Source organism: Nocardioides sp. URHA0020, from assembly GCF_000620705.1.
In the GTDB taxonomy this organism is placed as follows: domain Bacteria; phylum Actinomycetota; class Actinomycetes; order Propionibacteriales; family Nocardioidaceae; genus Nocardioides.
The window spans coordinates 144,969-171,792 of sequence record NZ_JIAR01000033.1; the positions used below are offsets into that span (position 1 = coordinate 144,969).

General features: G+C 71.4%; 24 protein-coding genes and 1 pseudogene. 6 read left to right on the forward strand and 19 right to left on the reverse strand.

The window, feature by feature from the left end; all coding sequences use genetic code 11:
- Positions 1 to 87: 87 nt before the first annotated feature.
- From N542_RS26330 to N542_RS0103125, 3 genes are all read left to right on the forward strand, one after another.
- Positions 88 to 1,935, forward strand: a complete 1,848-nt coding sequence (locus tag N542_RS26330) for a hypothetical protein (RefSeq protein WP_051551336.1) — start codon at positions 88 to 90, stop codon at positions 1,933 to 1,935.
- Positions 1,936 to 2,038: 103 nt separating this feature from the next.
- On the forward strand, positions 2,039 to 2,533 hold the full coding sequence (locus tag N542_RS0103120; RefSeq protein ID WP_028642687.1) for an RNA polymerase sigma factor: 495 nt from the start codon (positions 2,039 to 2,041) through the stop codon (positions 2,531 to 2,533).
- A complete protein-coding gene (locus tag N542_RS0103125) occupies positions 2,526 to 3,290 on the forward strand; it encodes a hypothetical protein (RefSeq protein WP_155992834.1) in 765 nt (254 codons plus the stop codon). Before N542_RS0103120 ends, N542_RS0103125 begins: the two co-directional genes overlap by 8 nt.
- 92 nt (positions 3,291 to 3,382) lie before the next feature.
- Here N542_RS0103125 and sucD read toward each other — a convergent pair whose 3' ends face one another.
- The 3 genes from sucD to N542_RS0103140 all read right to left on the reverse strand — a co-directional run bounded on the left by sucD (position 3,383) and on the right by N542_RS0103140 (position 6,013).
- A complete protein-coding gene (gene sucD, locus N542_RS0103130) occupies positions 3,383 to 4,279 on the reverse strand; it encodes a succinate--CoA ligase subunit alpha (protein ID WP_028642689.1) in 897 nt (298 codons plus the stop codon).
- 2 nt (positions 4,280 to 4,281) lie between these two features.
- Positions 4,282 to 5,451 carry an ADP-forming succinate--CoA ligase subunit beta gene (sucC, locus tag N542_RS0103135; protein WP_028642690.1) on the reverse strand — a complete coding sequence of 390 codons (1,170 nt, stop codon included), beginning with the start codon at positions 5,449 to 5,451 and terminating at the stop codon, positions 4,282 to 4,284.
- A 145-nt stretch (positions 5,452 to 5,596) separates the two neighbouring features.
- Positions 5,597 to 6,013 carry a cobalamin B12-binding domain-containing protein gene (locus N542_RS0103140; protein ID WP_028642691.1) on the reverse strand — a complete coding sequence of 139 codons (417 nt, stop codon included), beginning with the start codon at positions 6,011 to 6,013 and terminating at the stop codon, positions 5,597 to 5,599.
- Between the two features lie 236 nt (positions 6,014 to 6,249).
- On the opposite strand from N542_RS0103140, the gene N542_RS23130 reads away from it, so the two are divergent.
- The gene (locus N542_RS23130; protein ID WP_051551337.1) at positions 6,250 to 7,290 is read left to right on the forward strand and encodes a M23 family metallopeptidase; all 1,041 of its coding nucleotides are present in this window, start codon (positions 6,250 to 6,252) and stop codon (positions 7,288 to 7,290) included.
- Positions 7,291 to 7,356: 66 nt separating this feature from the next.
- Here the strand turns inward: N542_RS23130 and pcrA are convergent, their stop codons facing one another.
- The 16 genes from pcrA to N542_RS0103225 all read right to left on the reverse strand — a co-directional run bounded on the left by pcrA (position 7,357) and on the right by N542_RS0103225 (position 25,852).
- Positions 7,357 to 9,777 carry a DNA helicase PcrA gene (pcrA, locus tag N542_RS0103150; protein WP_028642692.1) on the reverse strand — a complete coding sequence of 807 codons (2,421 nt, stop codon included), beginning with the start codon at positions 9,775 to 9,777 and terminating at the stop codon, positions 7,357 to 7,359.
- Positions 9,778 to 9,833: 56 nt separating this feature from the next.
- Complete coding sequence (locus tag N542_RS0103155) at positions 9,834 to 10,304, reverse strand: hypothetical protein (protein ID WP_028642693.1); 471 nt, start codon at positions 10,302 to 10,304, stop codon at positions 9,834 to 9,836.
- Between the two features lie 7 nt (positions 10,305 to 10,311).
- On the reverse strand, positions 10,312 to 10,674 hold the full coding sequence (locus N542_RS0103160; RefSeq protein ID WP_028642694.1) for a response regulator: 363 nt from the start codon (positions 10,672 to 10,674) through the stop codon (positions 10,312 to 10,314).
- A 55-nt stretch (positions 10,675 to 10,729) separates the two neighbouring features.
- On the reverse strand, positions 10,730 to 11,176 hold the full coding sequence (locus N542_RS26335) for a chemotaxis protein CheX (protein ID WP_051551338.1): 447 nt from the start codon (positions 11,174 to 11,176) through the stop codon (positions 10,730 to 10,732).
- Position 11,177: 1 nt separating this feature from the next.
- Complete coding sequence (locus N542_RS0103170; RefSeq protein ID WP_028642695.1) at positions 11,178 to 11,564, reverse strand: response regulator; 387 nt, start codon at positions 11,562 to 11,564, stop codon at positions 11,178 to 11,180.
- On the reverse strand, positions 11,552 to 12,388 hold the full coding sequence (locus tag N542_RS0103175; protein ID WP_028642696.1) for a CheR family methyltransferase: 837 nt from the start codon (positions 12,386 to 12,388) through the stop codon (positions 11,552 to 11,554). The genes N542_RS0103170 and N542_RS0103175 overlap by 13 nt, the downstream gene beginning before the upstream one ends.
- On the reverse strand, positions 12,385 to 13,509 hold the full coding sequence (locus tag N542_RS0103180; protein ID WP_028642697.1) for a protein-glutamate methylesterase/protein-glutamine glutaminase: 1,125 nt from the start codon (positions 13,507 to 13,509) through the stop codon (positions 12,385 to 12,387). The genes N542_RS0103175 and N542_RS0103180 overlap by 4 nt, the downstream gene beginning before the upstream one ends.
- 122 nt (positions 13,510 to 13,631) lie before the next feature.
- On the reverse strand, positions 13,632 to 14,516 hold the full coding sequence (locus N542_RS0103185; RefSeq protein WP_028642698.1) for a hypothetical protein: 885 nt from the start codon (positions 14,514 to 14,516) through the stop codon (positions 13,632 to 13,634).
- A gap of 215 nt (positions 14,517 to 14,731) precedes the next feature.
- Positions 14,732 to 16,363 (reverse strand): methyl-accepting chemotaxis protein, encoded by a 1,632-nt coding sequence (locus N542_RS0103190; protein ID WP_197025837.1) that lies wholly within the window; start codon positions 16,361 to 16,363, stop codon positions 14,732 to 14,734.
- 41 nt (positions 16,364 to 16,404) lie between these two features.
- Entirely contained in the window at positions 16,405 to 17,988 is a 1,584-nt protein-coding gene (locus N542_RS0103195; protein WP_028642700.1) for a methyl-accepting chemotaxis protein, read from the reverse strand.
- Between the two features lie 86 nt (positions 17,989 to 18,074).
- A complete protein-coding gene (locus tag N542_RS0103200; protein ID WP_028642701.1) occupies positions 18,075 to 19,643 on the reverse strand; it encodes a methyl-accepting chemotaxis protein in 1,569 nt (522 codons plus the stop codon).
- A 35-nt stretch (positions 19,644 to 19,678) separates the two neighbouring features.
- Positions 19,679 to 20,098, reverse strand: a complete 420-nt coding sequence (locus tag N542_RS0103205) for a chemotaxis protein CheW (protein ID WP_028642702.1) — start codon at positions 20,096 to 20,098, stop codon at positions 19,679 to 19,681.
- Positions 20,095 to 22,332: a chemotaxis protein CheW gene (locus N542_RS0103210; RefSeq protein ID WP_028642703.1), complete on the reverse strand. Its 2,238-nt coding sequence runs from the start codon at positions 22,330 to 22,332 to the stop codon at positions 20,095 to 20,097. Before N542_RS0103210 ends, N542_RS0103205 begins: the two co-directional genes overlap by 4 nt.
- Positions 22,333 to 22,434: 102 nt before the next feature.
- Positions 22,435 to 23,835, reverse strand: a complete 1,401-nt coding sequence (locus N542_RS0103215) for an APC family permease (RefSeq protein WP_036506175.1) — start codon at positions 23,833 to 23,835, stop codon at positions 22,435 to 22,437.
- 42 nt (positions 23,836 to 23,877) lie between these two features.
- Positions 23,878 to 24,549: a LuxR C-terminal-related transcriptional regulator gene (locus N542_RS0103220; protein WP_028642705.1), complete on the reverse strand. Its 672-nt coding sequence runs from the start codon at positions 24,547 to 24,549 to the stop codon at positions 23,878 to 23,880.
- Positions 24,542 to 25,852, reverse strand: coding sequence for an ATP-binding protein (locus N542_RS0103225; protein WP_028642706.1), 1,311 nt, complete (start codon positions 25,850 to 25,852; stop codon positions 24,542 to 24,544). Before N542_RS0103225 ends, N542_RS0103220 begins: the two co-directional genes overlap by 8 nt.
- 143 nt (positions 25,853 to 25,995) lie before the next feature.
- Between N542_RS0103225 and N542_RS28400 the strand changes: the two are divergent.
- Together N542_RS28400 and N542_RS28405 are read left to right on the forward strand one after the other, a co-directional pair.
- Positions 25,996 to 26,253: pseudogene (locus N542_RS28400) on the forward strand (PspC domain-containing protein); the annotation flags it as partial.
- 167 nt (positions 26,254 to 26,420) lie between these two features.
- Positions 26,421 to 26,792: a pentapeptide repeat-containing protein gene (locus tag N542_RS28405; protein WP_442937400.1), complete on the forward strand. Its 372-nt coding sequence runs from the start codon at positions 26,421 to 26,423 to the stop codon at positions 26,790 to 26,792.
- The last annotated feature ends 32 nt before the right edge of the window (positions 26,793 to 26,824 follow it).

The following is a 26,824-nucleotide window of genomic DNA, read 5'->3' on the forward strand; positions in this document are numbered from 1 at the left end:
GGCCATCATCGCCTCCCGCGGGCACCGGATCGGGGCGCACACGCCGAATCGGCACGGATCGGCCCCTCGGCTACCGTGGACGGCGAAATGACGGAGCCCGACGAGTTCGACCAGTTCTACAAGGACGTCCGCACGCGCCTGCTGCTGCTGACGTACTGCCTCACTGGCGACCTTCCGTCCTCCCGCGCGGCGGTGCGCGACGCCTTCGTCGTCGCCTGGCACCACTGGCGGAAGGTCTCCCGCGTCGAGGACCCGGAGGCCTGGGTGCGCGAGCACGCGTGCCGGCACGCCGTACGCCGGCACACGACGAAGCTCTGGCACCGCGAGAAGCACCTGGACGCCGAGGTCAAGGCCACCCTGGACGCGCTCGGCCGGCTGTCGATGACCCAGCGCCGGGTGCTGCTGGTCGCCGAGCTGACCAGCAGCTCGCTGGCCGCCATGGCCCGCGAGGTGGGGCTGCAGCGGACCGAGGCCGAGCGCGAGCTGCAGACCGCGATGGCGACCTTCTCGCTGCAGCGCGAGATCCCGACGACCGACGTGCGCCGGGCTCTCGAGGCGGTCCGCGGGCACGTCGAGAGCAACCCCTGGCCCCGCCCGACGATCATCCGCCGCGCCGGCGCCACCCGGCGTCGTACCCACACCGTCATCGGGGTCCTCGCGACCGCCGCCGCGCTCGTCATCACCGGCACGCTGGTGACCGATGCCGACGGCGTCCGCCCGACGCTGGCGGGCGAGCGGATCGAGGCCGAGCAGCCGTCCGGCCCGGCGGCCCCCCAGGTCGTCGGCCTCCCCGAGGACGCGCTGCTCTCGGCCGGCACCGTCTCGGAGGTCCTGCCCGCGGGCGGCGCCTGGACCGCGGCCCGCACCGACGACAACTCCTCCGGCACCGGACTGGTCGTGCGCTGCCAGAGCAGCCGGTACGCCGTCCCCAGCGGGCGCCCGGACAACGCCCTGGTGCGCGTCTTCGACCCCCAGCCGGGCAAGCGGACGGGCAGGACCGTCCCCACGTTCGCGCAGACCGCCGAGGCGGCCCGCAACGAGCGCGCCTCGCACCGCGGCTTCACCACCGAGGTCGGCTGGTTCGCCGGCTGCAACGACGACCGCACCCAGCTGCTCACGACGTACGACGTGTCGGGGGTCGGTGACGAGGCGATGCTCTTCTCGCTGCGCGACTGGACCAAGCCCGACACCGAGATCATCGCCGGCGTCGCCCGCACCGGCAGCTTCACGACCACGACCGTGCACACCGCCAGCACCAAGGGCGCGCGGACGGCGTCCAGCGTCCAGGTGCTGGCCGACGCCGTCGACCAGCTCTGCGCGCTCCCCGAGGGCGGCACCTGCTCGACCGACCCGACGCCGCGCGCGACCACGCCGGTCCCGGTCGCGCAGGCACCCGCCATGCTCGACGCGGTCGACCTGCCGCCCGCCGACAACGTCGACCGGCCGTGGGTCGGCACCGAGCCGCGCCGCGCGCTCGCGAACGCGGCTGCGACGCACTGCGACGACACCTCCTTCACGGCCCCGGTGACCAACAACCTGACGCGGACGTTCCTGGTGCCCGAGGCCAAGCTGCCCGACGAGTTCGGGCTGACGGAGTCGGTCGGCACCCTGCCCAGCAAGCGGGCCAAGGCCTTCGTGGCCGCCGTGCGCACCAAGATGGCGCGGTGCTCCTCGAAGCAGATGGGCACCAAGGTGATCCGCCTGCGCAACGCCAGCCCGGGTGACACCGACCTGACCGTGTGGCGGGTCACGACCGAGGTCACCGACAAGCGGACCCTCAACTTCCTGATGGGGATCGTGCGCGACGGCACGGCCGTGGCCCAGGTCGGGTTCGTGCCGGTGAAGGACTACACGATCAGCACCGGCGCCTTCGAGGAGCTCGTGCAGCGCGCCCTCGCCCGCGTCGGGGAGATGCCCGCACCCGCCGTGCGCTGAGCCTCACGAACTTTCTCCGTCCCGCGTGCAACCGTGGGTCCCGCTCGGGCGTATCCCTCACGATCAGCAACCCTGCTGACCTGACGAGACGGGACCAGAGTCGATGGACGAACGCGAGTTCGACGACTTCTACAGTGCGTCGTTCCAGCGGATCACCGGCCAGGTCTACGCCATGATCGGCAGCCGCGACGAGGCCCAGGAGTGCGTCCAGGAGGCGTTCGTCCGCGCCTGGGCGCACCGCCGCAGGCTGGACCGGGCCGAGCATCCCGAGGCCTGGGTGCGGACGACGGCGTACCGCCTGGCCGTGAGCCGCTGGCGGCGCACCGTGCGCGGCCGCAGACCGGCCGACCGGGCCGTCGGTCCGGCGTACGAGAGCGCGGCGCCCAGCGAGGCCCACGTGGCCCTGGTGGCGGCGCTCAAGCTGCTCCCCGAGGCGCAGCGCCAGGCCCTGGTGCTCCACCACATCGCCGACCTGCCCGTGCACGACGTCGCCCGCGAGGTCGGCGTCCCCGAAGGCACCATCAAGGCCCGGCTCAGCCGGGGACGTACGGCGCTGGCGGCCCTGCTCGCCGACGAGGAAGGACTGCGTCATGCCTGACCCGATGGACGAGCTCGAGCACTTCACCACCCCAGGACTCACCATGGACGCCCTCCCCGCCGCCGAGGTACGCCGTCGCGGCACCCGGCTGCGCCGCCGCAACCACGCCCTCGCCGCGATCGGCGGGGTCGCCGCCGTGGCGATCATCGCGACGCCGCTGGCGATGGCCGCCGGCAACGGTCGCACCGACAGCACTCCCCCGCCGGCCACGCAGTCGCCGTCGCCCAGCGTCGCGTGGGTCCGGGAGATCCCGGCCGACTTCCCCCTCGCCGACGGCCTGCCGGGCACGACCCGCAGTGGCTTCGTCCGGAGCGACGCAGACGCCTGCCCGGGGCTCGGCTGGTCCCCGGACGGTCCCCCGGCCACGGTCGCCGTGTCGCAGGTCGTGCAGAAGGAGACCGAGGGTGACTGGACCCGCACGCTCGCCGTGTACGCCGACGAGGAGTCCGCGACCCGGTCCCGGCTCGACCTGGCGGCCCGCGTCGCGCAGTGTGCGGCGACGACGGACGGCAGGTCCCGCTCCACCGAGGACGTCGCCCGCGACGCCGGCTCGCTCGTGTACGTCGACCACGTCAGCGAAGCCGGCGACGCCTTCGTGCACCGGGTCGTGCAGGTGGGCAACGCTCTCCTGCTCGACACGACGTACTCGATGGGCACCGGCGACCCGGCTGTCGTGGAGCAGGCCGCCGACCTGCTCGAGACGAAGTCGGCCCCGGTCGTCGACGCGATGTGCGTCTTCTCCGCCGACCCCTGCTGAAACACGAAACTCCCGCTTGGACGACGAAGCTTCATCGTCCAAGCGGGAGTTTTGTCGGCCGGCCGACAAAACTCGCAGCCGGCGGCGGTGGATCAGAGGCTCTTCAGGATCTCCCGCATCAGGGAGGCGGTCTCGGACGGCGTCTTGCCGACCTTGACCCCGGCGGCCTCGAGGGCCTCCTTCTTGCCCTGGGCCGTGCCCGCACCGTCGGAGACGATGGCGCCGGCGTGGCCCATGGTCTTGCCCTCGGGGGCGGTGAAGCCCGCGACGTAGCCGACGACCGGCTTGGTGACGTGCTCGCGGATGTAGGCAGCGGCCTTCTCCTCGGCGTCACCACCGATCTCGCCGATCATCACGATCGCCTTGGTCTCGGGGTCCGCCTCGAACGCCGCGAGGGCGTCGATGTGGGTGGTGCCGATGATCGGGTCGCCGCCGATGCCGATGGCGGTCGAGAAGCCGTGGTCCTTCAGCTCGAACATCATCTGGTAGGTCAGCGTGCCCGACTTCGACACCAGGCCGATCGGGCCCTTGCCGGCGATGGTGGCCGGGGTGATGCCGGCCAGCGCCTCGCCCGGCGTGATGATGCCGGGGCAGTTCGGGCCGATGATGCGGGTGCTCCTGCCCTGGGCGTAGGCCCAGAACTCGGCGCTGTCCTGCACCGGGACACCCTCGGTGATGATCACCAGCAGGCCGATCTCGGCGTCGATGGCCTCGATCACGGCGTCCTTGGTGAAGGCCGGCGGGACGAAGGCGACCGACACGTCGGCGCCGGTCTCGGCGATCGCCTCGGCGACCGAGGCGAAGACGGGCAGCTCGACGTCGTTGCCGTCGGCGTCCTGGTGGGTCACCGTGGTGCCGGCCTTGCGGGCGTTCACGCCACCGACGACGTTGGTGCCGGCCCGCAGCATCAGGCGGGTGTGCTTGGTGCCCTCACCGCCGGTGATGCCCTGGACGATGACCTTGGAGTCCTTGTTCAAGAAGATCGACATGCTCAGACCCCTGCCTTGTTCGCGAGCTCGGCGGCCTTGTCGGCCGCGCCGTCCATGGTGTCCACCAGCGTCACCAGCGGGTGGTCGGCCTCCGCGAGGATGCGGCGACCCTCCTCCACGTTGTTGCCGTCGAGGCGTACGACGAGCGGCTTGCTCGCCTCGTCGCCGAGGATCTCGAGCGCGCCGACGATGCCGTTGGCGACCGCGTCGCAGGAGGTGATGCCGCCGAAGACGTTGACGAACACGCTCTTGACCTGGGGGTCGTTGAGGATCACGTCGAGGCCGTCGGCCATCACCTGGGCGGACGCGCCGCCACCGATGTCGAGGAAGTTGGCGGGCTTGACCCCGCCGTGCGCCTCACCGGCGTACGCGACGACGTCGAGCGTCGACATGACCAGGCCGGCGCCGTTGCCGATGATGCCGACGGCACCGTCGAGCTTGACGTAGTTGAGGCCCTTCTCCTTGGCCTTCGCCTCGAGGGGGTCGGCCGCGGCCTTGTCCTCGAAGTCGGCGTGCTCGGGGTGACGGAACTCGGCGTTCTCGTCGAGCGAGACCTTGCCGTCGAGCGCCTCGAGCTTGTCGCCGGCGAGGCGGGCCAGCGGGTTCACCTCGACGAGGGTGGCGTCCTCCTCGACGAAGGTGGTCCACAGCGCGAGGACCGTCTGCACGGCCTGCTCGGTGAGCGCCTCGGGGAAGCCGACCTCCGCGACGATCTCGCGGGCCTTCGCCTCGTCGACGCCGGTGCCGGCGTCGATCGCGATCTGCTTGACCGCATCGGGGTTGGTCTTCGCGACCTCCTCGATCTCGACACCGCCCTCGACGCTGGCGATGCAGAGGTAGGACCGGTTGGACCGGTCGAGCAGGAAGGAGAAGTAGTACTCCTCCTCGATGCTCGCGGCCGGGGCGATCAGGACCCGGTTGACCGTGAGGCCCTTGATCTCCATCCCGAGGATCGCGGTGGCGTGTGCCTCGGCCTCGTCCGGCGTCTTGGCGAGCTTGACGCCACCGGCCTTGCCGCGGCCGCCGGCCTTCACCTGCGCCTTGACCACGCAGACGCCGAGCTGCTCAGCGGCGGCTCGGGCCTCGGCGGGCGTGTTGGCGACGATGCCGGGGGTGCCCGGGACGCCGTGCTTGGCGAAGAGCTCCTTCGCCTGGAATTCCATCAGATCCACAGATCCACCATGTCTCTAGTCGGAGCGGGCAGGCGCGCGAGACGCCCGCCACACGCTCAGGGGTGTCCTTGGCACCTTAGACTGGCCCGGCGGCGTACGACGAGCCGCAGTGACGTGACGTGGGGCACGGCCCCGGCCCGCCGACTCAGCTGACGGACTCGGCGAAGTGCTCGGCGACCCAGCCGCTGATCTCGCCCGTCGTCGCCCCGGGGGTGAACACCTTGGCCACCCCGATCTCCTCGAGGACCGGGATGTCCTCCTCCGGGATGATCCCGCCACCGAAGACCACGATGTCGGAGGCGTCGCGCTCGGCGAGCAGCTCGACCAGTCGGCGGAAGAGCGTCATGTGCGCCCCGGAGAGCACCGAGAGCCCGATCAGGTCGGCGTCCTCCTGGATCGCGGTCTCGACGATCTGCTCGGGCGTCTGGTGCAGACCGGTGTAGACCACCTCGTGCCCGGCGTCGCGCAGCGCCCGGGCCACGATCTTGGCGCCCCGGTCGTGGCCGTCGAGGCCGGGCTTGCCCACGACGATGCGGATCCTGCGCGCCGGAGAGGTAGTCATGCCGCGAGGCTATCCGAGGCGTGAGCCGCGCCACGTGGCCCGCACGACAGTAAAATCTCGGCGCGCGTGGTTTCACGCCTGTCCGAAGGGCCGATGTCACTTCTGGAGGCAGACGTGAGAGGCTCGAGCCGACGAAATTCGTCCACAAGTTTGGGGCGTTCGTTTCGCCACGCCGTGATCAGTCCGTTACAGTCGGGCCTCGCCGTCTGAACCCCGAGCAGCGGAGAAGTAAACGTATGGGTAACCACCGAGCGGTACGACGCGGTCCCGACCGCCGTCCCTCGGATCTCGCGACCCCGGTCGCAGGCAAGCGTCGTGCCGAGAAGGTCGACCGCAGGTCCGCTCAGCCCGCCGCCGCTCCCCCGGCGCTCGACTTCCGCGCCGACGAGGACACCCAGGTCCTCCCGGTCACGGTCTCCGTCCCCCGCGAGCTCGCTGAGCGGCCGGTCGTCTACCAGACCTCCCGCATCGGTGGAGTCCGCGCGTCCCACACCCCGCGCACCGGCCCGTCCAAGCCGGGTGCCCGTCGCAGCTCCTCCCGCGCGCCCCTCTTCCGCGGCCTTCCCGGCGTGCCCGTCCTGCTCGGTCTGGCCGCCCTGGCGATCTCAGCCGGTGGTGCCGTGACCGCCAACGGCGGCTTCAACAGCGAGGACGCCCCCCGCTTCAGCCAGGCCAGCGCCCTCAGCGGCGCCAGCAGCGTCGGCTCGGTCAGCCTCCTGGACCGCAGCACGGTCAGCCGCGACTCGCGCCGCGACGCGCTCTCGGACGCCGCGAAGGACAAGCTCCAGGACGAGGCCGAGGCCCAGAACAAGGCACGTGACGCCGCGCTGGCCAAGTTCGCCAAGCAGGCCGAGCAGCAGGCCGCCAAGCTCAAGCTCAACCAGTGGACCCTGCCGGTCGAGGGCTACCACCTGACCGCTCGCTTCGGCGACTCCAGCGGCCTGTGGGCGCACTTGCACACGGGTCTGGACTTCGCGGCGCCCAGCGGCACCACGATCCACGCCGTCGCCAACGGGGTCGTGACCTCGACCGGGTACGACGGCTCCTACGGCAACAAGACCGTCGTGACCCTCGAGGACGGCACCGAGCTCTGGTACTGCCACCAGACCTCCTACGCCGTCACCGTGGGCCAGGAGGTCCACGCCGGCGACGCGATCGGCTTCGTCGGCTCGACCGGCAACGTGACCGGCCCCCACCTGCACCTCGAGGTGCGCCCCGGCGGCGGCGACCCGGTCGACCCGTACGCCGCGCTCGTGGTCCACGGCCTGCAGCCCTAGCAAGCAGGCTGCCTCTCGCGGCACCGGCTCTCGACCGCCATCACCGGGTCCGGCCGCGCGTCGCCGCTACAGCTTCTCGACGGGCGCGTAGCGGAGCAGCAGGCGCTTGACGCCGTCGGAGCCGAAGTCGATCGAGGCGACGGTCTTGTCGGCCACGCCCTCGAGCGAGACGACCGTGCCGAGGCCGAACGAGTCGTGCAGGACCCGGTCGCCCGGGTCGAGGCTCGGGATCTCGCGGGCGGGCTTGGCGCGCGCGGCCGCGTCGGCGCGGACGGCGGCGGCCGAGAAATTGCGGCGTCCGGCGGCGGTCGGAGCGCCGATCCGGGCGCCGGCGCCGCCGCTGAGGTCGGGGCGAGACCACTGCGTCTGCGCGGCCTCGGTGCGCCGCCAGTCGACGAGGTCGACCGGCAGCTCGTCGAGGAAGCGCGAGCCGGGGTTGTGCGAGGGGGCGCCCCAGGCGGAGCGGACCACCGCGCGCGAGATGTACAGGCGCGAGCGGGCGCGGGTCACGCCGACGTACGCCAGGCGCCGCTCCTCCTCGAGCTCGGTCTGGTCCCCGAGCGCGCGCGAGTGCGGGAAGACGCCGTCCTCGAGCCCGGTGAGGAAGACGGCCGGGAACTCCAGCCCCTTGGCGGTGTGCAGCGTCATCAATGTGACCACGCCCTGGTCGTCCGGGTCGTCGTCGGGGATCTGGTCGGTGTCGGCGACCAGCGCGACCCGCTCGAGGAAGTCACCGAGACCCGGGGCGACGATCCCGGCCTCGACGTCGGTGGGGTCGGCCGACGGGCCGGCCAGGGGGTCCTCGGCGAACTCCCGGGCGACGGCGACCAGCTCGGCCAGGTTCTCCAGCCGGGTCTCGTCCTGCGGGTCGTCGCTCTCCTCGAGCCAGGTCAGGTAGCCCGACCGCGCGAGCACGCTCTCGAGCACGACGTCGGCGCGCTCCCCCGCGTCGACCATCGACTGGAGCTCCTCGACCATCGCCACGAAGCCCTGGATCATCGTCAGCGAGCGGGTCGCGAGCCCGGGCGCCTCGTCGGCCCGGCGCAGCGCCTCCCAGAAGGTGGTCCGGTCCCGGTCGGCCAGCGCCTGCACGCAGGCGACCGCCCGGTCGCCGATGCCGCGCTTGGGGGTGTTGAGGATGCGCCGCAGCGACACCTGGTCGGCCGGGTTGACCAGCATCCGCAGGTAGGCCAGCGCGTCGCGCACCTCGCGGCGCTCGTAGAAGCGCACCCCACCGACCACCTTGTAGGGCTGGCCGGTGCGGATGAACACCTCCTCGAAGACCCGCGACTGTGCGTTCGTCCGGTAGAAGACCGCCATGTCGCCGGGTCGCAGGTCGCCCTCGTCGGTGAGCTTGTCGATCTCCTCGGAGACGAACCTGGCCTCGTCGCGCTCGTCGTCGGCGACGTACCCGACGATCCGCTCGCCGTCGCCGGCCTCGGACCACAGCCGCTTCTCCTTGCGACCCTTGTTGTGGCCGATCACCGCGTTGGCGGCGTTGAGGATCGTCTGGGTGGAGCGGTAGTTCTGCTCCAGCAGGATCGAGGTCGCGTTCGGGAAGTCCTGCTCGAAGTCGAGGATGTTGCGGATGTTGGCGCCCCGGAAGGCGTAGATCGACTGGTCGGCGTCACCCACGACCATCAGCTCGGCCGGCTCGACCCGCTCGGCACCGTCGCGGTCCGCCCCGGTGTCCTCCATCGGGTCGGCGCAGAGCTGGTGGATCAGCGCGTACTGCGCGTGGTTGGTGTCCTGGTACTCGTCGACGAGCACGTGGCGGAACCGCCGCCGGTAGGTCTCGCGGACCTCGGGGAAGGTCTGCAGCAGGTGGACGGTGCCCATGATGAGGTCGTCGAAGTCGAGGGCGTTGGCCTCGCGCAGGCGGCGCTGGTACGTCGTGTAGACCGCGGCGTACGTCTCCTCGAGGCTGTTGTGCGCGTCCTTGGTCGCGTCCTCGGGGTCCCGCAGCTCGTTCTTCTGGTTCGAGACCCAGTGCAGCATCGCGCCGGGCTGGAAGCGCTTCGGGTCGAGGTCCAGGTCGTTGCAGACCAGGGTCATCAGCCGCTTCTGGTCGGCGGCGTCGTAGATCGAGAAGTTCGACTTGTAGCCGAGCTTGTCGGACTCCTTGCGCAGGATGCGCACGCACGCGGAGTGGAACGTCGAGACCCACATGATCCGGGCGCGCTTGCCGACCAGCTCCTCGACGCGCTCCTTCATCTCGGCCGCAGCCTTGTTGGTGAAGGTGATCGCGAGGATCGAGCCGGGGTGCGCCTTGCGCTCGGAGATCAGCCACGCGATCCGGCGGGTGAGCACCCGGGTCTTGCCGGAGCCGGCCCCGGCGACCACGAGCAGCGGTGCGCCGTCGTGCATCACGGCGGCGCGCTGCGGCTCGTTGAGGCCCTCCAGCAGCTGCTCGCGGCTCGGACCACGGCGCGGCGGGTCGGAGGGCGCGACGGACTCGAGGCCGGGGAGCGGGATCGACGTACTCATCTCCGGTCCAGCCTACGTGGCCGCACCCCCAGGGACCGCCCCGGTCACGGGGCCGCTCAGACGGAGACCACGAGCGAGAGCGTGCCCGTGCCGTAGCCGGCGATCTCCAGCGCCACGTCCTCCCGCGCGCCCAGCTGCATGGCCAGGACGTTCAGGTGCGCCGGCACCGGCGAGGAGGGCGCGTACGCCTCCGAGAGCCGCAGGTGCTCGCCCATCGCGTCACCGAAGGGTGCCGCCAGGACGTTGCAGATCTCCGAGGCGTTCTCGAAGAGGTTCTCCGGCATCAGCCGGTCCTCCTCGGCGGCCTCCGCCGCGCCCTTGGGGACCAGGGCGAGCGCCGCACCCGAGAGTGCGGCGAGCCGGAAGTCCATCAGGGCGACGGCGCGCAGGTTGTGGTGGTCGTCGATGTACGACGCGATCACCGGCTTGGGCAGGCCGATGTCGACCGGACGGCCGTCGGTGACGGCGACGTCGCGGCCCAGCAGGCCCTCGAACAGGTCCTTGATCGCCTTGCGGTCGGGGAGCATGGTCGCCTCAGCTCAGCATTCCGGACAGGGCCGACTCGAAGTGCTCGGCCGTGAAGGGCTTGGCGATGAGGAACATGGCCCCGGCCGCCTGGGCGGCGCCGCGCATGTCTTCGGAGCCCTCGGACGTCACGAAGCCGAACGGGACCTCGTTGCCGCCGCCACGCAGCGCGCGCAGCAGCTCGATGCCCGTCTTGTTCGGCATGTTCCAGTCCGAGAGGACCAGGTCGGGCGCCTCGGCGGCCACCTTGTCCAGCGCGTCGGCGCCGTCGACGGCCTCCACGAAGTCGTGGTGACCGAAGCCCGCCTGGCGCATGGTGCGCAGCACGATCTGCCGCATCACCTTGCTGTCGTCTGCGATGAGGATCTTCATGGTCTTTCCTTCTTGCTCTGCTGGTTGGTCCGGGCTGGGATGTCCGGGCGGACGCTCAGGCCGCGTCCGGGAGGATCTGGACGTAGACGGGGGCGTCGCCCCACGACACGACGAACGAGTCGTCACGCGACGGTGCCTCGCTCGTCTCGGAGACGTCGGGCAGGCCGAGCGCCCAGGTGCCGATCAGGGCACCCTTCACGCTGCCGCCGACGACGTTGAGGACCTCGCCCACGGCGTCGTGGACGTCGAGCTCGGGCAGCTCCTCGTCGGGGCCGAGCCCGAGCATGGCGCCGGCGATCTGCGTCGCGACGTCGCTGTCGCACGTGAGCACCAGGCGACCGTTCCAGTCACCTCGCAGCTCGATGTGCGCCTGGACGCCGGAGCCGAAGTCGGCGGCCCGTTCGGCCGGCCACGCCTCGGCGGAGGCGAAGAGCATGGAGCCCCACACCTGCTCGATGGCGGCCAGGACGAGCGCCTGGTCGGGCGCGCTTGAGATGGTCATGTCAGACCCCCGTCGAAGTCGGGAGGAGCCCGAGCAGGTCGAGCTTCTCCAGCATGGCCTCACCGGTGAACGGCTTGATGAGGTACTCGTGGGCGCCGGCCGCCAGCGCTCGTACGATCCGGTCCGACTCGCTCTCGGTGGTGACCATCATCAGCGTGATGGCGCGCCACTGCGGGCGGTTGCGGACCTCGGTGATGAACGTCAGGCCGTCCATCACCGGCATGTTCCAGTCGACACAGGCCAGCTCGGGCGGGCCGTCGAGGCCCTCGAGCAGATCGAGTGCCTGCTGGCCGTCGCCGGCCTCCAGGACCTCGAAGCCTGCGTCCCCGAGGATGCGGCCGACGATCCGGCGCATCGCTCGAGAGTCGTCGACAATCAAAGCACGCATGTGCGTTGTTCCTCTCTGATCCGATACACCGAAGATCGCCCTGCGGGCACGCGCTCCCACGCGTCGTCGACGCCCATGGTCATCTCGGCCGCCCCCAGGAAGAGGTGGCCGTCGGGCGCCATCACCTGGCGCACGCGCTTGAGCACGTCGCGCTTGGTGGGCAGGTCGAAGTAGATGAGAACGTTGCGGAGGAACACGATGTCGAACCGACCCATCGGCGGGAAGGGCCGGGTCAGGTTCAGGCTGCGGAACTCCACACGTTCCCTGATCGACTGGTTGATCCGCCAGTTGAGGCCTGCGCGCTCGAAGTGGCGGACCAGGGTCGTCGCCGGCAGGCCGCGGTTGACCTCCAGCTGCGAGTACTCGCCCTTGCGGGACCGCGTGAGCATCTCCTCCGAGAGGTCGGTGGCGACGAGCTCGATCTTCCAGCCGGCCAGCTCGGGGGTGTCCAGGGCGGTCATGATGATGCTGTACGGCTCCTGGCCGCTCGAGCACGCGCCGGCCCAGATCCGCAGGGTGCGGTTGGACCGGGTCTTGGCCAGCGCGGGGAAGACGTTCTGGCGCAGCGCGGTGAAGGGGTCGGCGTCGCGGAACCACGACGTCTCGTTGGTGGTCAGCGCCTCGACGACCTGCTTCATCGCGGCCGGCGTACGGCGCTTGGACAGGTCGGCGACGTAGGCGTCGACATCGGGATGGCCGGCCGCGCGAGCCAGCGGCACGAGCCGCGACTCAACGAGGTACTCCTTGCCCGTGTCGAGCACGATCGCGCTTTCGGCGCGGACGAGCTCACGGACGAAGGTGAAGGCCTGGGGACTGATGGTCACCGTGCACCTCCTACAACTGCTCTGTTGGCGGGAGTGCCAACGGGACCGCCGACGTGCGGGTGCACGAGGCGGCGGGTGATCTCGGCGGGCAGCTCGCCCAGGGGCAGGACCCGCTCGGCGAGGCCGGCGTTCGTGACCGCACCGGGCATGCCCCACACGACCGACGTGGCCTGGTCCTGCGCCAGCACGGCGCCGCCGCGGTCGACGATGTTGCGTGACCCCTTGGCGCCGTCGGCGCCCATGCCGGTGAGCACGACGCCGAGCACCGACCCGCCGACGGCGGCGACCGCGGTGCGGAAGAGCACGTCCACGGCGGGGCGGCAGTAGTTCTCCGGCGGAGCCTGGGTCAGCCTGGTGACCAGCCCGCGGGCGTCGGAGACGACCTCGAGGTGGAAGTCGCCGGGGGCGATGCAGACCGTGCCGGGGCGCAGCACCTGGCCGTGCGCGGCCTCGGTGACCTCGACGTCGAGCTGACGGTCCAGCCGGGCGGCGAACTGCGTGGTGAAGAGCGGGGGCATGTGCTGCACGACCATGACCGGCACCGGCAGCGGCGGCAGGCCCGCCAGCAGGGCGCTCAGCGCCTCGGGTCCGCCGGTCGAGCAGCCGATGACGAGCAGCCGGTAGCCGCCCGGGGGCCGCGGTGCGGGGGTGCGCAGGACGACCGGGGCGGGCTGGGCCGGCCGGGCCACGCCGGGCAGGCTGAGCATCCCCGGACGCGGGACGAGCGACTTGATGCGCGGGATCAGGGCCTCGCGCACCTGCTCCATGGAGCGACCGACGCTGCCGACGTTCGCCGGCTTCGGGACGTAGTCGGAGGCACCGGCGGACAGCGCGTCGAGCGTCGCCTCTGCTCCTCGCTCGGTCAACGTGCTGAACATGATGATCGGGACGCGGTTGCCGGACTGGCGCAGGCTGCGGACCGTCTCGATGCCGTTGAGCTCGGGCATCTCCACGTCCATCGTGACGAGGTCCGGCTTGAGCAGCGCGATCTTCTGCAGACCCGCCTTGCCGTTGACCGCCGTCCCGACGACCTCGATGTCAGGGTCCTCCGCGAGCAGGTCGGAGACCAGCTTGCGGATCACGACCGAGTCGTCGACCACGAGCACCCGGATCGGGGCCATGCTCTGCACCTACTTCTGGTCCTCACCACTTCACCTGCCACAGCGGCAGGTGAAGACCACATCGGCCGGGGTCGGATCGACCTGAGCAGGCTGGGAGGAGAAAGGTCAGGAGAGCAGGCTGATCAGGAGCCGTCGTACACGGCGAGCCACGGCCGCAGCAGCACGGCGGCGTCGTCGGCCGGGAGCAGGTCGCTCACGGTGCTCGCCTGGACGACGCCGGACCAGGCGTTCCAGACGCCGTACGCCGCGTCGTGGGCGTCGAAGTCGGCGCACCGGAAGGCGATCACGGCCGCCAACTGGGCGTCGCACGCGAGCCGGAGCCGCTCGGCGAGGGACAGCGCCCACGTCGCCTGGTGCATCGCGGGGGCCCACTGGGCGGTGTGCATCCGCAGCCGGTCGACCACGGCGCGCCAGGACTCGCGTGTCGCGAGGTCGGCGCCGCCGAGCGTCGCCAGCCGCTGGTCCACGTCGGGCAGGCCCACCGCCGGCTCGTCGCCGTCGACCACCGCGGCCCGGACGAACGGGCCGGCCATCGCGCGGCGCAGGTCGTCCGAGAGCTGGTCACGCAGGTAGGCGCTCGCCGCCGCGTCGGCCAGCACGTCGGCGGCCAGGGAGGCGGTCGGGTCCTGGACCGCGACGGCACCGCTGTGCAGCCAGGTCCAGTCCAGCAGGTCACGCCGCAGCAGCCGGTCGAGGGCGTGGGCGTCTCCGAGCAGGCTGGTCTCCAGCCGCCGCAGCAGCGCGGTCTCCCCCGCCGCCGCGTCCTGGAGCGCCGAGCCGGCGAGCGGCAGGGCGGTGCTCATCGAGGGGGTCTCGGTCGCCGGTCCGGCGCAGGCTCGCCGCCACTCCTCGCGCACGCCGGCGCCGGGATGGCAGTCGGCGAGTCGTTCCAGGTCCTCGGGGCCGGCGGCCAGGGCCGCCCGCAGCACTCGGGCGACCTGGTGCCCGCCGGGCAGGCGGGCGAGGTCGAAGCCGAGGGCAGGACCACCGATCACGGAGTACGCCACCGGCTTGCTCCCTCCACCTGTCGTCGGGGTCGGCTGGTGAGACGCCAACGACCCCGTCCGGGACACGAGACCGGACGAGGTCGATGGTAGCCCGAGGGCGGGGGCGCCGGGCAGGGTCTTGCTCGACCCTTGTCGACGCCTTGTCGGTGCCTTGAGATGCCGTGAGATGCCTCGGCGGGCGCGGGCCGGACATCCGAGTCCGGCCCGCACCGTCCTCAGGACTTGAAGAAGCTGACCGCGGACCGGAGCTCGGCCGCCATCCGGGCGACCTCGTCGATCGCCGAGCGGGACTGCGACAGCGCCTGCGTCGTCGACTGGGCCGCGCTGGAGACACCGGAGATGTTCGCCGCGATCTCACCCGAGCCGCTCGAGGCCTCCGCGACGTTGCGCGACATCTCGTTGGTCGTCGCGGTCTGCTCCTCCACCGCCGAGGCGATGGTCAGCTGGTAGTCGTTGATCGAGGTGATGATGGCGGAGATCTCACCGATCGCCTCGACCGCACCGGTCGTGTCGCCCTGGATCGCCTCGACCCGGCGAGCGATGTCCTCGGTGGCCCGGGCGGTCTCCTGAGCCAGCTCCTTGACCTCGTTGGCCACGACCGCGAAGCCCTTGCCGGCCTCACCGGCCCGAGCAGCCTCGATGGTCGCGTTCAGCGCCAGCAGGTTGGTCTGCTCGGCGATCGAGGTGATCACCTTGACCACGTTGCCGATCTCCTGGCTCGAGGTGCCGAGCTTGGCCACGGTCTCGTTGGTGCGCTCCACGATGCTGACCGCCTCGGTCGCCACCCGAGCAGCGTCGTTGGCCGAGCTCGCGATCTCGCGGATCGACGCGCCCATCTCCTCCGCACCGGCGGCGACGGTCTGCACGTTGCGCGACACCTCGTCCGCGGCACCGGAGACCACGTCGGCCTGGACCGAGGTCTCCTCGGCACCGGCAGCGATCTCCTGCGAGGACGCCGAGAGCTCCTCGGAGGCGGCGGCGACCGCGTCCGCGGAGCCGACGACGGAGCCGATCAGGTCGCGCAGCTTGTCGGTCGCCTCGTCGAGCGCCGCACCCATGGTGCCGACGTCGTCGGCCGAGTCGAGGTCGGAGCGACGGGTCAGGTCACCACCGGCGAGCGCCTGGGCGACCTCCCGCACGCGGTTGACCCGGCGGGCCGTGGCGTTGGCGACGAGCCAGCCGAGCGCCACGGAGAGGCTGATGCCCACCAGGAGCAGCAGGATCGTGACCAGCCGGTTGCGGGCGTAGCTGTCGTGGGCCTGGACCGCCGAGGCGGAGGCGTCGGCGGCCTCGGCCGCGGTGAGAGCAGCGGCGTGCCGGTACATCTCGTTGACCACCGGCTGGCCCTGGAGCTCGTTCTTGACCCACCAGAAGGCCAGGTTGTCCTGCTTGGCGAGGGGCAGCAGCACCTTCTGCTGGATGGCCATGAAGTCCTCGACCGCCGCCTCGAGCTCGGTGAGGTCCTGGCGACGCGCGGCGTCGAGCGGCAGGTCGGCGTACGACGCGGCAGCCGCGTCGAAGTCCGCCTTGTGCTGGCCCAGCAGGACCTCGGCGGTCTTCTTGCCGGTGGGCAGCTGCGCGAGCACAGCGTTCCGGACGTCGATGCGCATGTTGGCGATCGCGGCCGTGATGTCCTCGACGGAGCTGACGCCCTCGACGTTCTCGGCGTACAGCCGGTCCGCGCGGTCGGCCGCGTCGGCCTGGGCCCAGATGGACAGGACGCCGACGATCACGGCGACACCGGCGGACAGGCCGACCGCGGTCAGGATCTTCGGGCGGACGTTGGTGTCGCGGAACCAGCGGATCAGGGTGTGGCCGGAGGCCCGGGAGCCGACGAACTCAGTCACGGTGGAGTCTTTCTGCCGAGGTGAACGGGTGGGGCGGGCGGTCAGCCCTGGTGGAACCGAGAGATCTCGGTGCGGAGCGAGGCCGCCATCTGAGCGAGCTCGCCGATCGCCGACAGGGTCTGGTTGACGGCCTGGGTCGTGGTCGTCGCCGCGGTGGCGACGCCGTTGATGTTGGTGGCGATCTCGCCCGAGCCGGTGGAGGCCTCCGCGACGTTGCGCGACATCTCGTTGGTGGTGGCGGTCTGCTCCTCGACCGCCGAGGCGATGGTCAGCTGGTAGTCGTTGATCGAGGTGATGATCGTGGAGATCTCACCGATCGCCTCGACCGCACCGGTCGTGTCGCCCTGGATCGCCTCCACCCGGCGAGCGATGTCCTCGGTGGCCCGGGCGGTCTCCTGGGCCAGCTCCTTGACCTCGTTGGCCACGACCGCGAAGCCCTTGCCGGCCTCACCGGCCCGAGCGGCCTCGATCGTGGCGTTCAGCGCCAGCAGGTTGGTCTGCTCGGCGATCGAGGTGATCACCTTGACCACGTTGCCGATCTCCTGGCTCGAGGTGCCGAGCTTGGCCACGGTCTCGTTGGTGCGCTCCACGATGCTGACCGCCTCGGTCGCCACCCGAGCAGCGTCGTTGGCCGAGCTCGCGATCTCGCGGATCGAGGCACCCATCTCGTCGGCACCGGCGGCGACGGTCTGCACGTTGCGCGACACCTCGTCCGCGGCACCGGCCACGACGCCGGCCTGCACCGAGGTCTCCTCGGCACCCGCGGCGATCTGCTGCGAGGACGCCGAGAGCTCCTCGGAGGCGGCGGCGACGGCGTCCGCGGAGCCCTGGACCGCGGTCACGATCGCCGAGACCGACTCGATCGACCGGTTCAGGGCACGCTCGAGGTCGCCGAGCTCCGCAGCCGAGGTCTCCTCCGCCCGGTGGGCCAGGTCACCGCCGGCGAACGCGGTCAGCACGCCGACGCTGCGGCGCAGCGGCCGCACGATCGAGCGGGAGATCGCGGTGATCAGGCCGATGAGGAGCACCAGGCCGAGCACACCGGTGATCACCGTGGTCCAGAGCACGCGGTGGCGCACCCCGTCCTGCTCGGCGCTGTAGGCGTCCGCGGCGGCCGCGACGGTCGTCACGGCCTCCTTGACCATCGCGTTGAGCTGGTCGCTCGCGGACTGGATCTCGTCGAGCTGGTGGCGGGCGGCCGCCTGGTCGGTCAGCGCGCCCTGCACGAAGGCGGACACCGTGGTCACGTAGTCCTCGAACGCCTTCTGGAAGGCAGCCGAGTCCTCGGCGCTCAGCTGGAGCTTGCTGGTCGCGAGGTCCATGTCCTCGAGGCCGCCCATGATCCCCTGGAGCTCGCCGAGGTGGGTCTTGAGCTGGTCCGGGACCCCGGACGGGTCGTCGAGGCCGGCGGCCAGGTAGGCGTCGGTGCTCAGCGACTGGGCGACCAGGTTGAGCGACTGGATCATGCCGGCCGTCGAGCCCATCTGGTTCTGCTCCTCCGAGGAGGAGCGGAGGTCGTTGATCCCCGAGATCGCCACTGCGCCGAGGACGGCCATGGTGAGGCCGCTGATGACGGCGACGGCCGTGAGTCGCCGGGCGACCGACCAGGTGCGGAGGCGGTTCATGAGGGTGACCTTTGCTTCGAGGGGGTGGGAGGGCGTCTGGAGGGCAGGGAGCCGCCGGCTGTGGGCCGGCGGCTCCCTGCCGCCGATCAGGCCCGCTGGAAGCGGGAGATCTGGCTGCGCAGCTCCGCAGCCATGCCGGCGAGCTCGTCGATCGCGGTGCGCGACTGGGTGAGCGCCTGCGTGGTCGACTGGGCGGCGCCCGAGACACCGGTGATGTTGTTGGCGATCTCGCCGGAGCCGGTCGAGGCCTCCGCGACGTTGCGCGACATCTCGTTGGTCGTGGCGGTCTGCTCCTCGACCGCCGAGGCGATGGTCAGCTGGTAGTCGTTGATCGAGGTGATGATCGTGGAGATCTCACCGATCGCCTCGACCGCACCGGTCGTGTCGCCCTGGATCGCCTCGACCCGGCGAGCGATGTCCTCGGTGGCCCGGGCGGTCTCCTGGGCCAGCTCCTTGACCTCGTTGGCCACGACCGCGAATCCCTTGCCGGCCTCACCGGCCCGAGCGGCCTCGATGGTGGCGTTCAGCGCCAGCAGGTTGGTCTGCTCGGCGATGGAGGTGATCGCCTTGACGACCGCGCCGATCTCCTGGCTGGACGTCCCGAGGCGAGCGACGGTCTCGTTGGTCGTCTCGACCATCGACACCGCCTGCGACGCCACCCGAGCGGCCTCGTTGGCCGAGTGGGCGATCTCGCGGATGGAGGCGCCCATCTGCTCGGCGCCGGCGGCGACGGTCTGCACGTTGCGGGAGACCTCGTTGGCGGCACCGGCCACGACGTCGGCCTGGACCGAGGTCTCCTCGGCACCCGCGGCGATCTGCTGCGACGAGGCCGAGAGCTCCTCGGAGGCGGCGGCGACGGCGTCCGCGGAGCCGACGACGTCGGCGACGATGCCGGACACCGACTCGATGGACTGGTTGAGCGCGACCTCGAGCTCACCGAGCTCGGCGGTCGACCGCTCCTCGACCCGCTGGGTCAGGTCGCCGCCGGCGAAGGCACTGAGGGCGTCGACGCTGCGGCGCAACGGCCGGGTGATCGAGCGGGTGATCAGCAAGGCGACCGCCACGAGGGCGCTGAGGCCGATGAGGGCGGCGACCGCGAGCAGGGTGAGCGCCGAGGACCGGGTGCTGTCGGCCTCGGCGGTCTTCGCGGCGGCAGCCTTCTCGATGCCCTCGATCGAGCCGGACAGCAGGTCGTCCATCTTGTCGTTGGCGGCCTGGACGTCGTCCACGGTCTTGCGCGCGGCGGCCTGGTCGGCGATGGCGGAGTCGACGTACGCCGAGATGGACGCCTCGTAGTCGGCCCAGGCCTGGTCGAACGCCTTTGACTGCTCCTCGGAGACCACGAGGTCGAGCGCGTGGAGCTGGCTCATCAGGTCCTTGATCGTCGCGGTGTCGTCCACGACGTCCTGGGCGATGGAGGCGTTGTCCTGGTAAACCGCGGCCTTGAGGCCGTCGACCTTGAGCTCGCTGGAGCGGGTGTCGAGCGCGTGCATCAGCGAGCGTGCCTCCTGGTAGGAGGCGAGCTTGGTGGAGTCGTCGTCCAGGCCACGGAAGCCGGAGTAGGCCACGCCCGCGACGAACACGGCGGTGACGGCGCCGATACCGGCGATCGCGGTGAGCCTGCGGCCCACCGTCCAGGTGATGTTCAGAGACATGTCAGTTTCCTCGGGGTGTGGTCTCGGGGTGGTGCTTAGGCGGCGACGGCTCTGTCGACGTCCAGAGCCAGCAACAGCTGGCTGTCGAGCTTGTAGGCACCGTGCAGGAACTCCCGCGCGGGGCCGCTGAGGGTGTCGGGCGGCAGCTCGAACTGGTCGTCGTCGACGTCCATGACAGCCCCGATGCTGTCCACGAGCAGGGCGATGGTCTCGCCGGCGACCCGGACGACGACGAGCATCGGCTCCCGGTCGGCGTCACGGTCCGGCAGGCCGAGGCGGGCGCGCAGCTCGAGCGCGCTCAGCACCTGGCCGCGGAGGTTGATCAGCCCGGAGACGCTCTCGGGCGCCAGCGGGATCCGCGTCTGCGGCTGGCCGCGCAGGACCTCCTGCACCGCGTTCACGTCGACGCCGTACAGCCGGCCGTCGAGGGTGAAGGTCACCAGTCGGGTGCTCACATCGTCTCCTGGAGCTGGGCGTCGAACTCGTCGGACGCGGTGTAGAAGGTCGGGTCGGCCGACAGGATCGCGGCGCGGACGTCGAGGACCTCGACGATGCGGTCGCGGACCAGGGTCGAGCCGAGGACGCCGTGGTCGGTGACCTCGTCGTGGAACTCGGTGTTCTCGTCGACGATGTCGACGATCTCGTCGACGGCGATCGCGACGCTGCGCTCACCGACGGTGTAGATGACCACCACCAGCTCGTCGCCCTCGCGGTCGCTGAGCGCGCCGTAGTAGTTGTTGAGGCGCACCACCGGGAGGATCCCGCCGCGGTACTGCACGACCTCGCGGTTGCCGATCCGCTCGACGGCGGACTGGTCGAAGTTCTCCAGGCGGGTGACCGACGACAGCGGGATCGCCACCCGACGGCCACCGCCGAGACCGGCGACCAGCAGCCGCAGGCTCTCGGCCACGGCACCGCGGGAGTCGCGCTCGTCGGCGTCGTCCTGGTCCAGCGCATCGGCGTTGAGCACCCGCCGGGCGAGCGCCTGGACGTCGAGGATCAGCGCCACCCGGCCGTCACCGAGGATGGTGGCACCCGAGTAGGTGCCGATCGCCTTCATCTGGGAGCCGAGGGGCTTGACCACGATCTCCTCGGTGCTGAGCACCCGGTCGATCACCAGGCCGAAGCGCTTGCCCTCGGCCTGCAGGACCGCGATGACGACGTGGCCGTCGGAGCGGACGGACTCCACACCCAGCACGTCGGCGAGGCGCACGAGCGGCAGGAGGGTGCCCCGGAGGCGGTAGACGGAGGCACCGTTGATGTCCTCGACGGCGCTCGCGGCCCGGTCGGCGTCGAGCGAGACGAGCTCCAGCAGGCTGACCTGCGGGATGGCGTAGCGGTCGCCCGCGCACTCGACGGTGAGGGCCGGCACGATCGCGAGGGTGAGCGGGATGCGGAGGCGGCACGTCGTGCCGCGTCCGACGACCGACTCGACCTCGATGGTGCCGCCGATGCCTTCGATGTTGGTCTTGACGACGTCCATGCCGACGCCGCGGCCGGACACGTTGGTCACGGCGGCGGCGGTCGAGAAGCCGGCGACGAAGATCAGCTGGAGGATGTCGGTCGGCGACATCTGCGCGATCTGGGCCTGGGTGCGCAGGCCGCGCTCGATGGCCTTCGCGGCCACCTTCTCGGAGTCGATGCCGGCGCCGTCGTCACTGACCTCGACGACGACCTGGCCACCCTGGTGGTAGGCGCGCAGGGTCAGGACGCCCTCGGCCGGCTTGCCGGCCGCGACGCGGTCCTCGGGGCTCTCGAGCCCGTGGTCGACGCCGTTGCGCACGAGGTGCGTGAGCGGGTCCTTGACGGCCTCGAGCAGCGTGCGGTCGAGCTCGGTCTCCTTGCCGACCATGGTCAGCGAGACCTGCTTGCCGCAGTTGGCGCCGAGGTCGCGGACGACGCGCGGCAGCTTGGACCAGAGGTTGTCGATCGGCTGCATGCGGGTCTTCATGACCCCCTCCTGCAGCTCGCTCGCGATCAGGTTGAGGCGCTGCGAGGAGCGCATCAGGTCGACGTCCTGCAGGTCACCGGCCTGGCGGACGACCTGGTTGCGGGTGAGCACCAGCTCACCGACCAGGCGCATCAGGGTGTCGAGGAGGTCGACGTCGACGCGGATCGAGGACTCGGCGACGGTCCGGCGATGGGCGGGCTCCTCGTGCTCCACCGCGGGGCTCCCGGGGTCGGGCTGGGCGACCGGCTGGGCGACCGGCTGGGCGACCGGGGCGGCCGGCTGGGCGACGGGCGCGGCCACGGTCTCGGCGACCGGCTCCTCGACCGGAGCGGCGGCTACCGGCTCGGGTGCCTTGCCCTCGAGGATCGCGGTGATCTGGGCGACCACGACGCTGACGTCGGTCTGGCCCTCGGTGCCGTCGTTCTCGATCGCGGCGAGCAGGTCGCGGACCTTGTCCACCATCGCGAGGAGCACGTCGGTGGTCTGGGGGCTCATCGACATCTTGCCGTCACGCAGCCGGGCGAGCAGGTTCTCGCCGACGTGGGTCACCGACTCCAGCTGACCGAAGGCGAGGAACCCGCTGGTGCCCTTGATCGTGTGGATGGTGCGGAAGATGCTGCCCAGGAGGTCGCGGGAGTCGGGCTCTCGTTCGAGCGCGACCAGGTCGCGGTCGAGCTGATCCAGGTTCTCGTGGCTCTCCACGAGGAACTCCTGGACGATCTCGTCGATCTCATCCACGGGGGTTGCCTCTCGTCGTTCGTGCCTTCGACGGGGCATATCGGCCATCCGTGGGGTGACCTGAGCGAAGAACTCCGCGGACCTTCGCGGGGATCCTCGGGTCTAGCGCACTGCGGAGGTCGCCCGGTCGCGCCTGCCGAAGAGCCGCTCGGCGACGTACAGGGCCAGGCCGAGGGCGAGCAGCGCGGCGCACCAGATGAGCGAGTGCGGGTCGTCGTAGACGACGTAGGCGAGGAGCACGACGTTGCCGACGAGCCCCGCGACGAGCAGTGCCGTGGGGGCACGGTAGTTGTCACCGTCGTCGTCGCTGCCGCGGAGCTTGAGGCACGACACGATGACAAGGGCGTAGATGAACAGCGTGAAGACGACGGTGACCGTGGCGAGACGGGCGACGACGTCGAGCCCGACGCCGGCCTGGTTGAGCAGCCAGCCCGCGAGCAGGAGGGAGCACACGACGAGCCCGGCGAAGCACAGGGCGACCCACGGGCTGCGTCGGTGCGAGTGGACCCGCGCGAAGGCACCCGGGACCACGTCCTCGCGGGCCATCCCGTAGAGGATACGGGACTGGGTGACCACCGAGACCAACGTGGTGTTGGCGATCGCGACCATGGCGATCGCCGCGAAGAGCGTGGTCATCACCCCGACCGGGAGGGGCAGCACGTCGGCCTTCACGACCTCCAGGAGCGCGGCGTCGGAGTCGGCGAGGGTGCTGACGGGCACGACGAGGGCGGCCGTGATCGCGACCAGCACGTAGACGACGCCCGCGGTCACCATGCCGGCGACGAGCGCGCGGGGGAAGGTCCGGCGCGGGTCCACCGTCTCCTCGGCCACGTTGGCGGCGTTCTCGAAGCCGGTCATCGCGAAGAAGGCGAGCGCCACGCCGGCGACCACGGCCAGGACCGGGTTGTCGTCGGTGTGGAACTCGCCGAGCGTGGCGAAGTCGGCCTTGCCCTGCGCGACGTACACGATGCCGATCGCCATGATCACCAGGAGCCCGGCGACCTCGACGAACGTCATCAGCATGTTGGCGACCGCCGACTCCGTGATGCCCACGTAGTTGACGACGGTGAGGACCACCACGAACCCGAGCGAGACGAGCAACGCCGGCGGCAGGGACCAGATCTCGTCGAAGTACGCCGCGAAGCCGGTGGCCAGCGACCCGGCCGCCGCGAAGCAGGCCGACAGCATGCAGACCGCCATCACGAAGGTGAGGAAGCGGTTGCCGAACGCCTTGTTGACGTAGAGGGCGGCGCCGGCGGCTCGGGGGTACTTGGTGACCAGCTCCGCGTACGCCAGTCCGGTGACGGTCGCGACGGTGACGCCGATGGCGAAGGCCAGCCAGAACGCACCGCCGACCGCGCCGGCGACCAGGCCGATCAGGACGTAGATGCCCGACCCGAGGACGTCGCCGAGCACGTAGAAGAAGAGCAGCCGACCGGTGATGGACCGCTTCAGGTCGCTCGGGCCGTGCTTGTCCAGGTCGGACCCGGCGGTCGTCGTCACCGCCCGTAGGTACCCGGGGCACGACGACCGAAACGGTCCGGGTCAGAGCAGGCGGCGGTCCGAGGCCCAGCGGGTCAGCTCGTGGCGTGAGGAGAGCTGGAGCTTGCGCAGCACGCTGGACATGTGGGTCTCGACGGTCTTGATCGAGATGAACAGCTCCTTGGCGACCTCCTTGTAGGCGTAGCCGCGGGCGATCAGGCGCATCACCTCGCGCTCCCGCTCGGTCAGCCGGTCGAGGTCCTCGTCCACGGCCGCGACGTCGATCGAGCCCGAGAACGCGTCCAGGACGAAGCCCGCGAGTCGCGGCGAGAAGACGGCATCGCCTTCGGCGACCCGACCGATGGCCTGGACCAGCTCGGGACCGGTGATCGTCTTGGTGACGTAGCCGCGGGCGCCGCCACGGATGGTGCCGATGACGTCCTCCGCGGCGTCGCTGACGCTCAGCGCCAGGTAGCGGGTGTCGGGCGAGGCACCGGTCGTCGCCATCCTCCGCATCACCTCGACGCCGCCGCCACCGGGCAGGTGCACGTCGAGCAGCACCACCTGGGGCCGGTGCAGGGTGACCGCGGCGATCGCCTCGTCGACGTCGGCCGCCTCCGCCAGGATCGTGACGACCCCACGGCCGACGCTCTCCAGCTCCGCGCGCACGCCCCTGCGGAACATCGCGTGGTCGTCGACGATCACGACCCCTACCCCACCGCGCTGCTCACTCATCGTGCTCCTCCTGTCGGGGCTGGCGGGCCAGGTGCAGCCGCACCTCGGTCCCGTCGCCGGGCGCGGACCGGATCTCGGCCGAGCCGCCGTGTCGCTGCATCCGGTCCACGATGCTGTTGCGTACGCCGTACCGGTCCGCGGGCACCGTAGCGGGGTCGAAGCCGCGCCCGCGGTCGCGCACGAAGACGTCGACCGCGTCGGGCGTGATCTCGGCGTACACGTCGACCTTGCCGGTGCCGGCGTGCTTCGCGGCGTTGGTGACCGCCTCGCCCGTGGCGTGCACGATCGGCCGCAGCTCCTCGCCGAAGTCGCAGTCACCGACGTTGACGACGTCCACGGAGACGGCGTACTCGTCCTCGGTGCGGGCGGCCGCACCCCGCAGGGCGCTGGCCACGGTGCGCTCGTCGGTGGACTCGCCGGCGTACAGCCAGGCGCGCAGGTCGCGCTCCTGGGCCCGGGCCAGGCGGGCGACCGTGGCGCCGTCGTCGGCGTTCTTCTGGATCAGCGCGAGGGTCTGCAGCACCGAGTCGTGCAGGTGCGCGGCGACGTCGGCACGCTCCTGGGTGCGCACCCGCTCTGCGCGCTCGTCGGAGAGGTCGGCGGCGAGACGGTAGACCCACGGGCCGATCACGATCGCGAGCCCGACGACCGTCAGGAGCGCGGCGACGATGATGTCGCGAGCCATCGACAGCGAGCCGCCGTGGGCGGAGTAGAGCACGAGCGCCAGCACGATCAGCCCGACGCCGGCGGCCACCCGGGCGTACGACGCCCAGCCACCGTTGCCGAAGACGACCCGCATCGGGGCGACCCGGCCGGTGCTCTCCACCCAGCGCTCGCGCTGGGCCTCGTCGGCCTGGCGCCACAGCAGCGCGACGCCGACGATGCCGATCAGCAGCGGCCAGAAGACCGCGCCCCGACCGAGCACCGCCTCGAGCAGCAGGATCGCCCCGAAGCCCAGGGCCGCGAGCGCGACCGCCGGGCCGACGTCGCCCAGGCGCCGGATGCGCCCCGGGCGTCGGCCCCCGCGGGTGGCGCTCTCGATGCCCGGCGCGGCCGTCTCGAAGCGCTGGTCGGAGGGCAGCATCCACCACAGGCCGGCGTAGAAGGCGACGCCGAACCCACCGAGGAACGCGGCGAGGACGAAGCCGGCACGCACCCACAGGACCGGCACGGCCAGGTGGTGGGCCAGACCGGCGGCGACGCCGCCCAGGATCGGCTCCTGGGTGTCGCGGGTCGCTCGGCGGCTCGCTCGGCGGGTCCCGGTCGCACCGGGGTCGACCGCGGTGCCGTGTGTGCTGCTCATCTCCACTCAATCGTCACACAACGGACAGCCCCCGACCATGAGGGCTGACCCCGACTCGCCCCTGACCACCGGGGTCCCGCCCCCGGCGAGGATCAGGGTCGTCCCCGATGGTGCGGGGGCTGCGGACCGAGCACGCTGGAGCCATGAACACCACACCGCCCGAAGCACCTCCCCCGCCCTCGGACGCCGGCGCCCCGGCCGCCGGTGGGCCGCGGGTCACCCGCGACGAGGTCCGCGACCTCGGTCGCCTGCGGCGCTCGATCAGCGACCGCAAGGTGGCGGGAGTGGCGGGCGGCCTGGGCCGGCACCTCGACGTCGACCCGCTCGTGCTGCGCGTCGCCTTCGTCGTCCTGGTCTTCTTCGGTGGCGCCGGCCTGATCCTCTACGGCGCCTGCTGGCTCCTGGTGCCCAGCGACAACGATCCCCAGGCGACGATCAACCTCGACGACCGCACCCGCTCCATCGTGCTGGTCGGCGTCGGCGTGCTCGCCGCGATCGCGTTGATCGGCGACAGCTGGGGAGCCTTCTGGTTCCCCTGGCCGCTCGCGGTCGTCGCGCTGGTCGCCCTGTGGATCCTGACCCGCAACAAGCCGGCACCGCAGCCGCCGCAGGCCTACTACGGTCCCGTGCCGCCGGTCGCGCCCGACCAGACCACGCCCTACCCCGCTTCGGCGTACGCCGCTCCCACCTACACCGCTCCCGTCTACACCGGCCCCGCCACCGCGCCGACCTACACCGCACCGACCTACACCGCGCCGACGTACACCGCGCCCGGCTACGAGGCGCCGATCTCCACGGCGCCCGGCTACGAGGCGCCGGCCTACACCGCGGCCCCGCCGTACTACCCACCGGTGCAGCCGGTCCCGCAGCGGGTGCCGAACCCGCGCCGTCGGGGGCCGATCCTCTTCTGGTTCACGCTCGCGCTGATCGCGCTGGCTGAGGGGCTCCTGGGCATGATCGACCTGGCTGGCG

Excerpts from the sequence above, each read along its gene's own strand:
- N542_RS26330 (WP_051551336.1), top strand. The coding sequence starts at position 88 with ATGACGGAGCCCGACGAGTTCGACCAGTTCTACAAGGACGTCCGCACG.
- N542_RS0103120 (WP_028642687.1), top strand. The coding sequence starts at position 2,039 with ATGGACGAACGCGAGTTCGACGACTTCTACAGTGCGTCGTTCCAGCGG.
- N542_RS0103125 (WP_155992834.1), top strand. The coding sequence starts at position 2,526 with ATGCCTGACCCGATGGACGAGCTCGAGCACTTCACCACCCCAGGACTC.
- sucD (WP_028642689.1), bottom strand. The coding sequence starts at position 4,279 with ATGTCGATCTTCTTGAACAAGGACTCCAAGGTCATCGTCCAGGGCATC.
- N542_RS0103140 (WP_028642691.1), bottom strand. The coding sequence starts at position 6,013 with ATGACTACCTCTCCGGCGCGCAGGATCCGCATCGTCGTGGGCAAGCCC.
- N542_RS23130 (WP_051551337.1), top strand. The coding sequence starts at position 6,250 with ATGGGTAACCACCGAGCGGTACGACGCGGTCCCGACCGCCGTCCCTCG.
- pcrA (WP_028642692.1), bottom strand. The coding sequence starts at position 9,777 with ATGAGTACGTCGATCCCGCTCCCCGGCCTCGAGTCCGTCGCGCCCTCC.
- N542_RS0103155 (WP_028642693.1), bottom strand. The coding sequence starts at position 10,304 with ATGCTCCCCGACCGCAAGGCGATCAAGGACCTGTTCGAGGGCCTGCTG.
- N542_RS0103160 (WP_028642694.1), bottom strand. The coding sequence starts at position 10,674 with ATGAAGATCCTCATCGCAGACGACAGCAAGGTGATGCGGCAGATCGTG.
- N542_RS26335 (WP_051551338.1), bottom strand. The coding sequence starts at position 11,176 with ATGACCATCTCAAGCGCGCCCGACCAGGCGCTCGTCCTGGCCGCCATC.
- N542_RS0103170 (WP_028642695.1), bottom strand. The coding sequence starts at position 11,564 with ATGCGTGCTTTGATTGTCGACGACTCTCGAGCGATGCGCCGGATCGTC.
- N542_RS0103180 (WP_028642697.1), bottom strand. The coding sequence starts at position 13,509 with ATGGCCCCGATCCGGGTGCTCGTGGTCGACGACTCGGTCGTGATCCGC.
- N542_RS0103195 (WP_028642700.1), bottom strand. The coding sequence starts at position 17,988 with ATGAACCGCCTCCGCACCTGGTCGGTCGCCCGGCGACTCACGGCCGTC.
- N542_RS0103200 (WP_028642701.1), bottom strand. The coding sequence starts at position 19,643 with ATGTCTCTGAACATCACCTGGACGGTGGGCCGCAGGCTCACCGCGATC.
- N542_RS0103220 (WP_028642705.1), bottom strand. The coding sequence starts at position 24,549 with ATGAGTGAGCAGCGCGGTGGGGTAGGGGTCGTGATCGTCGACGACCAC.
- N542_RS0103225 (WP_028642706.1), bottom strand. The coding sequence starts at position 25,852 with ATGAGCAGCACACACGGCACCGCGGTCGACCCCGGTGCGACCGGGACC.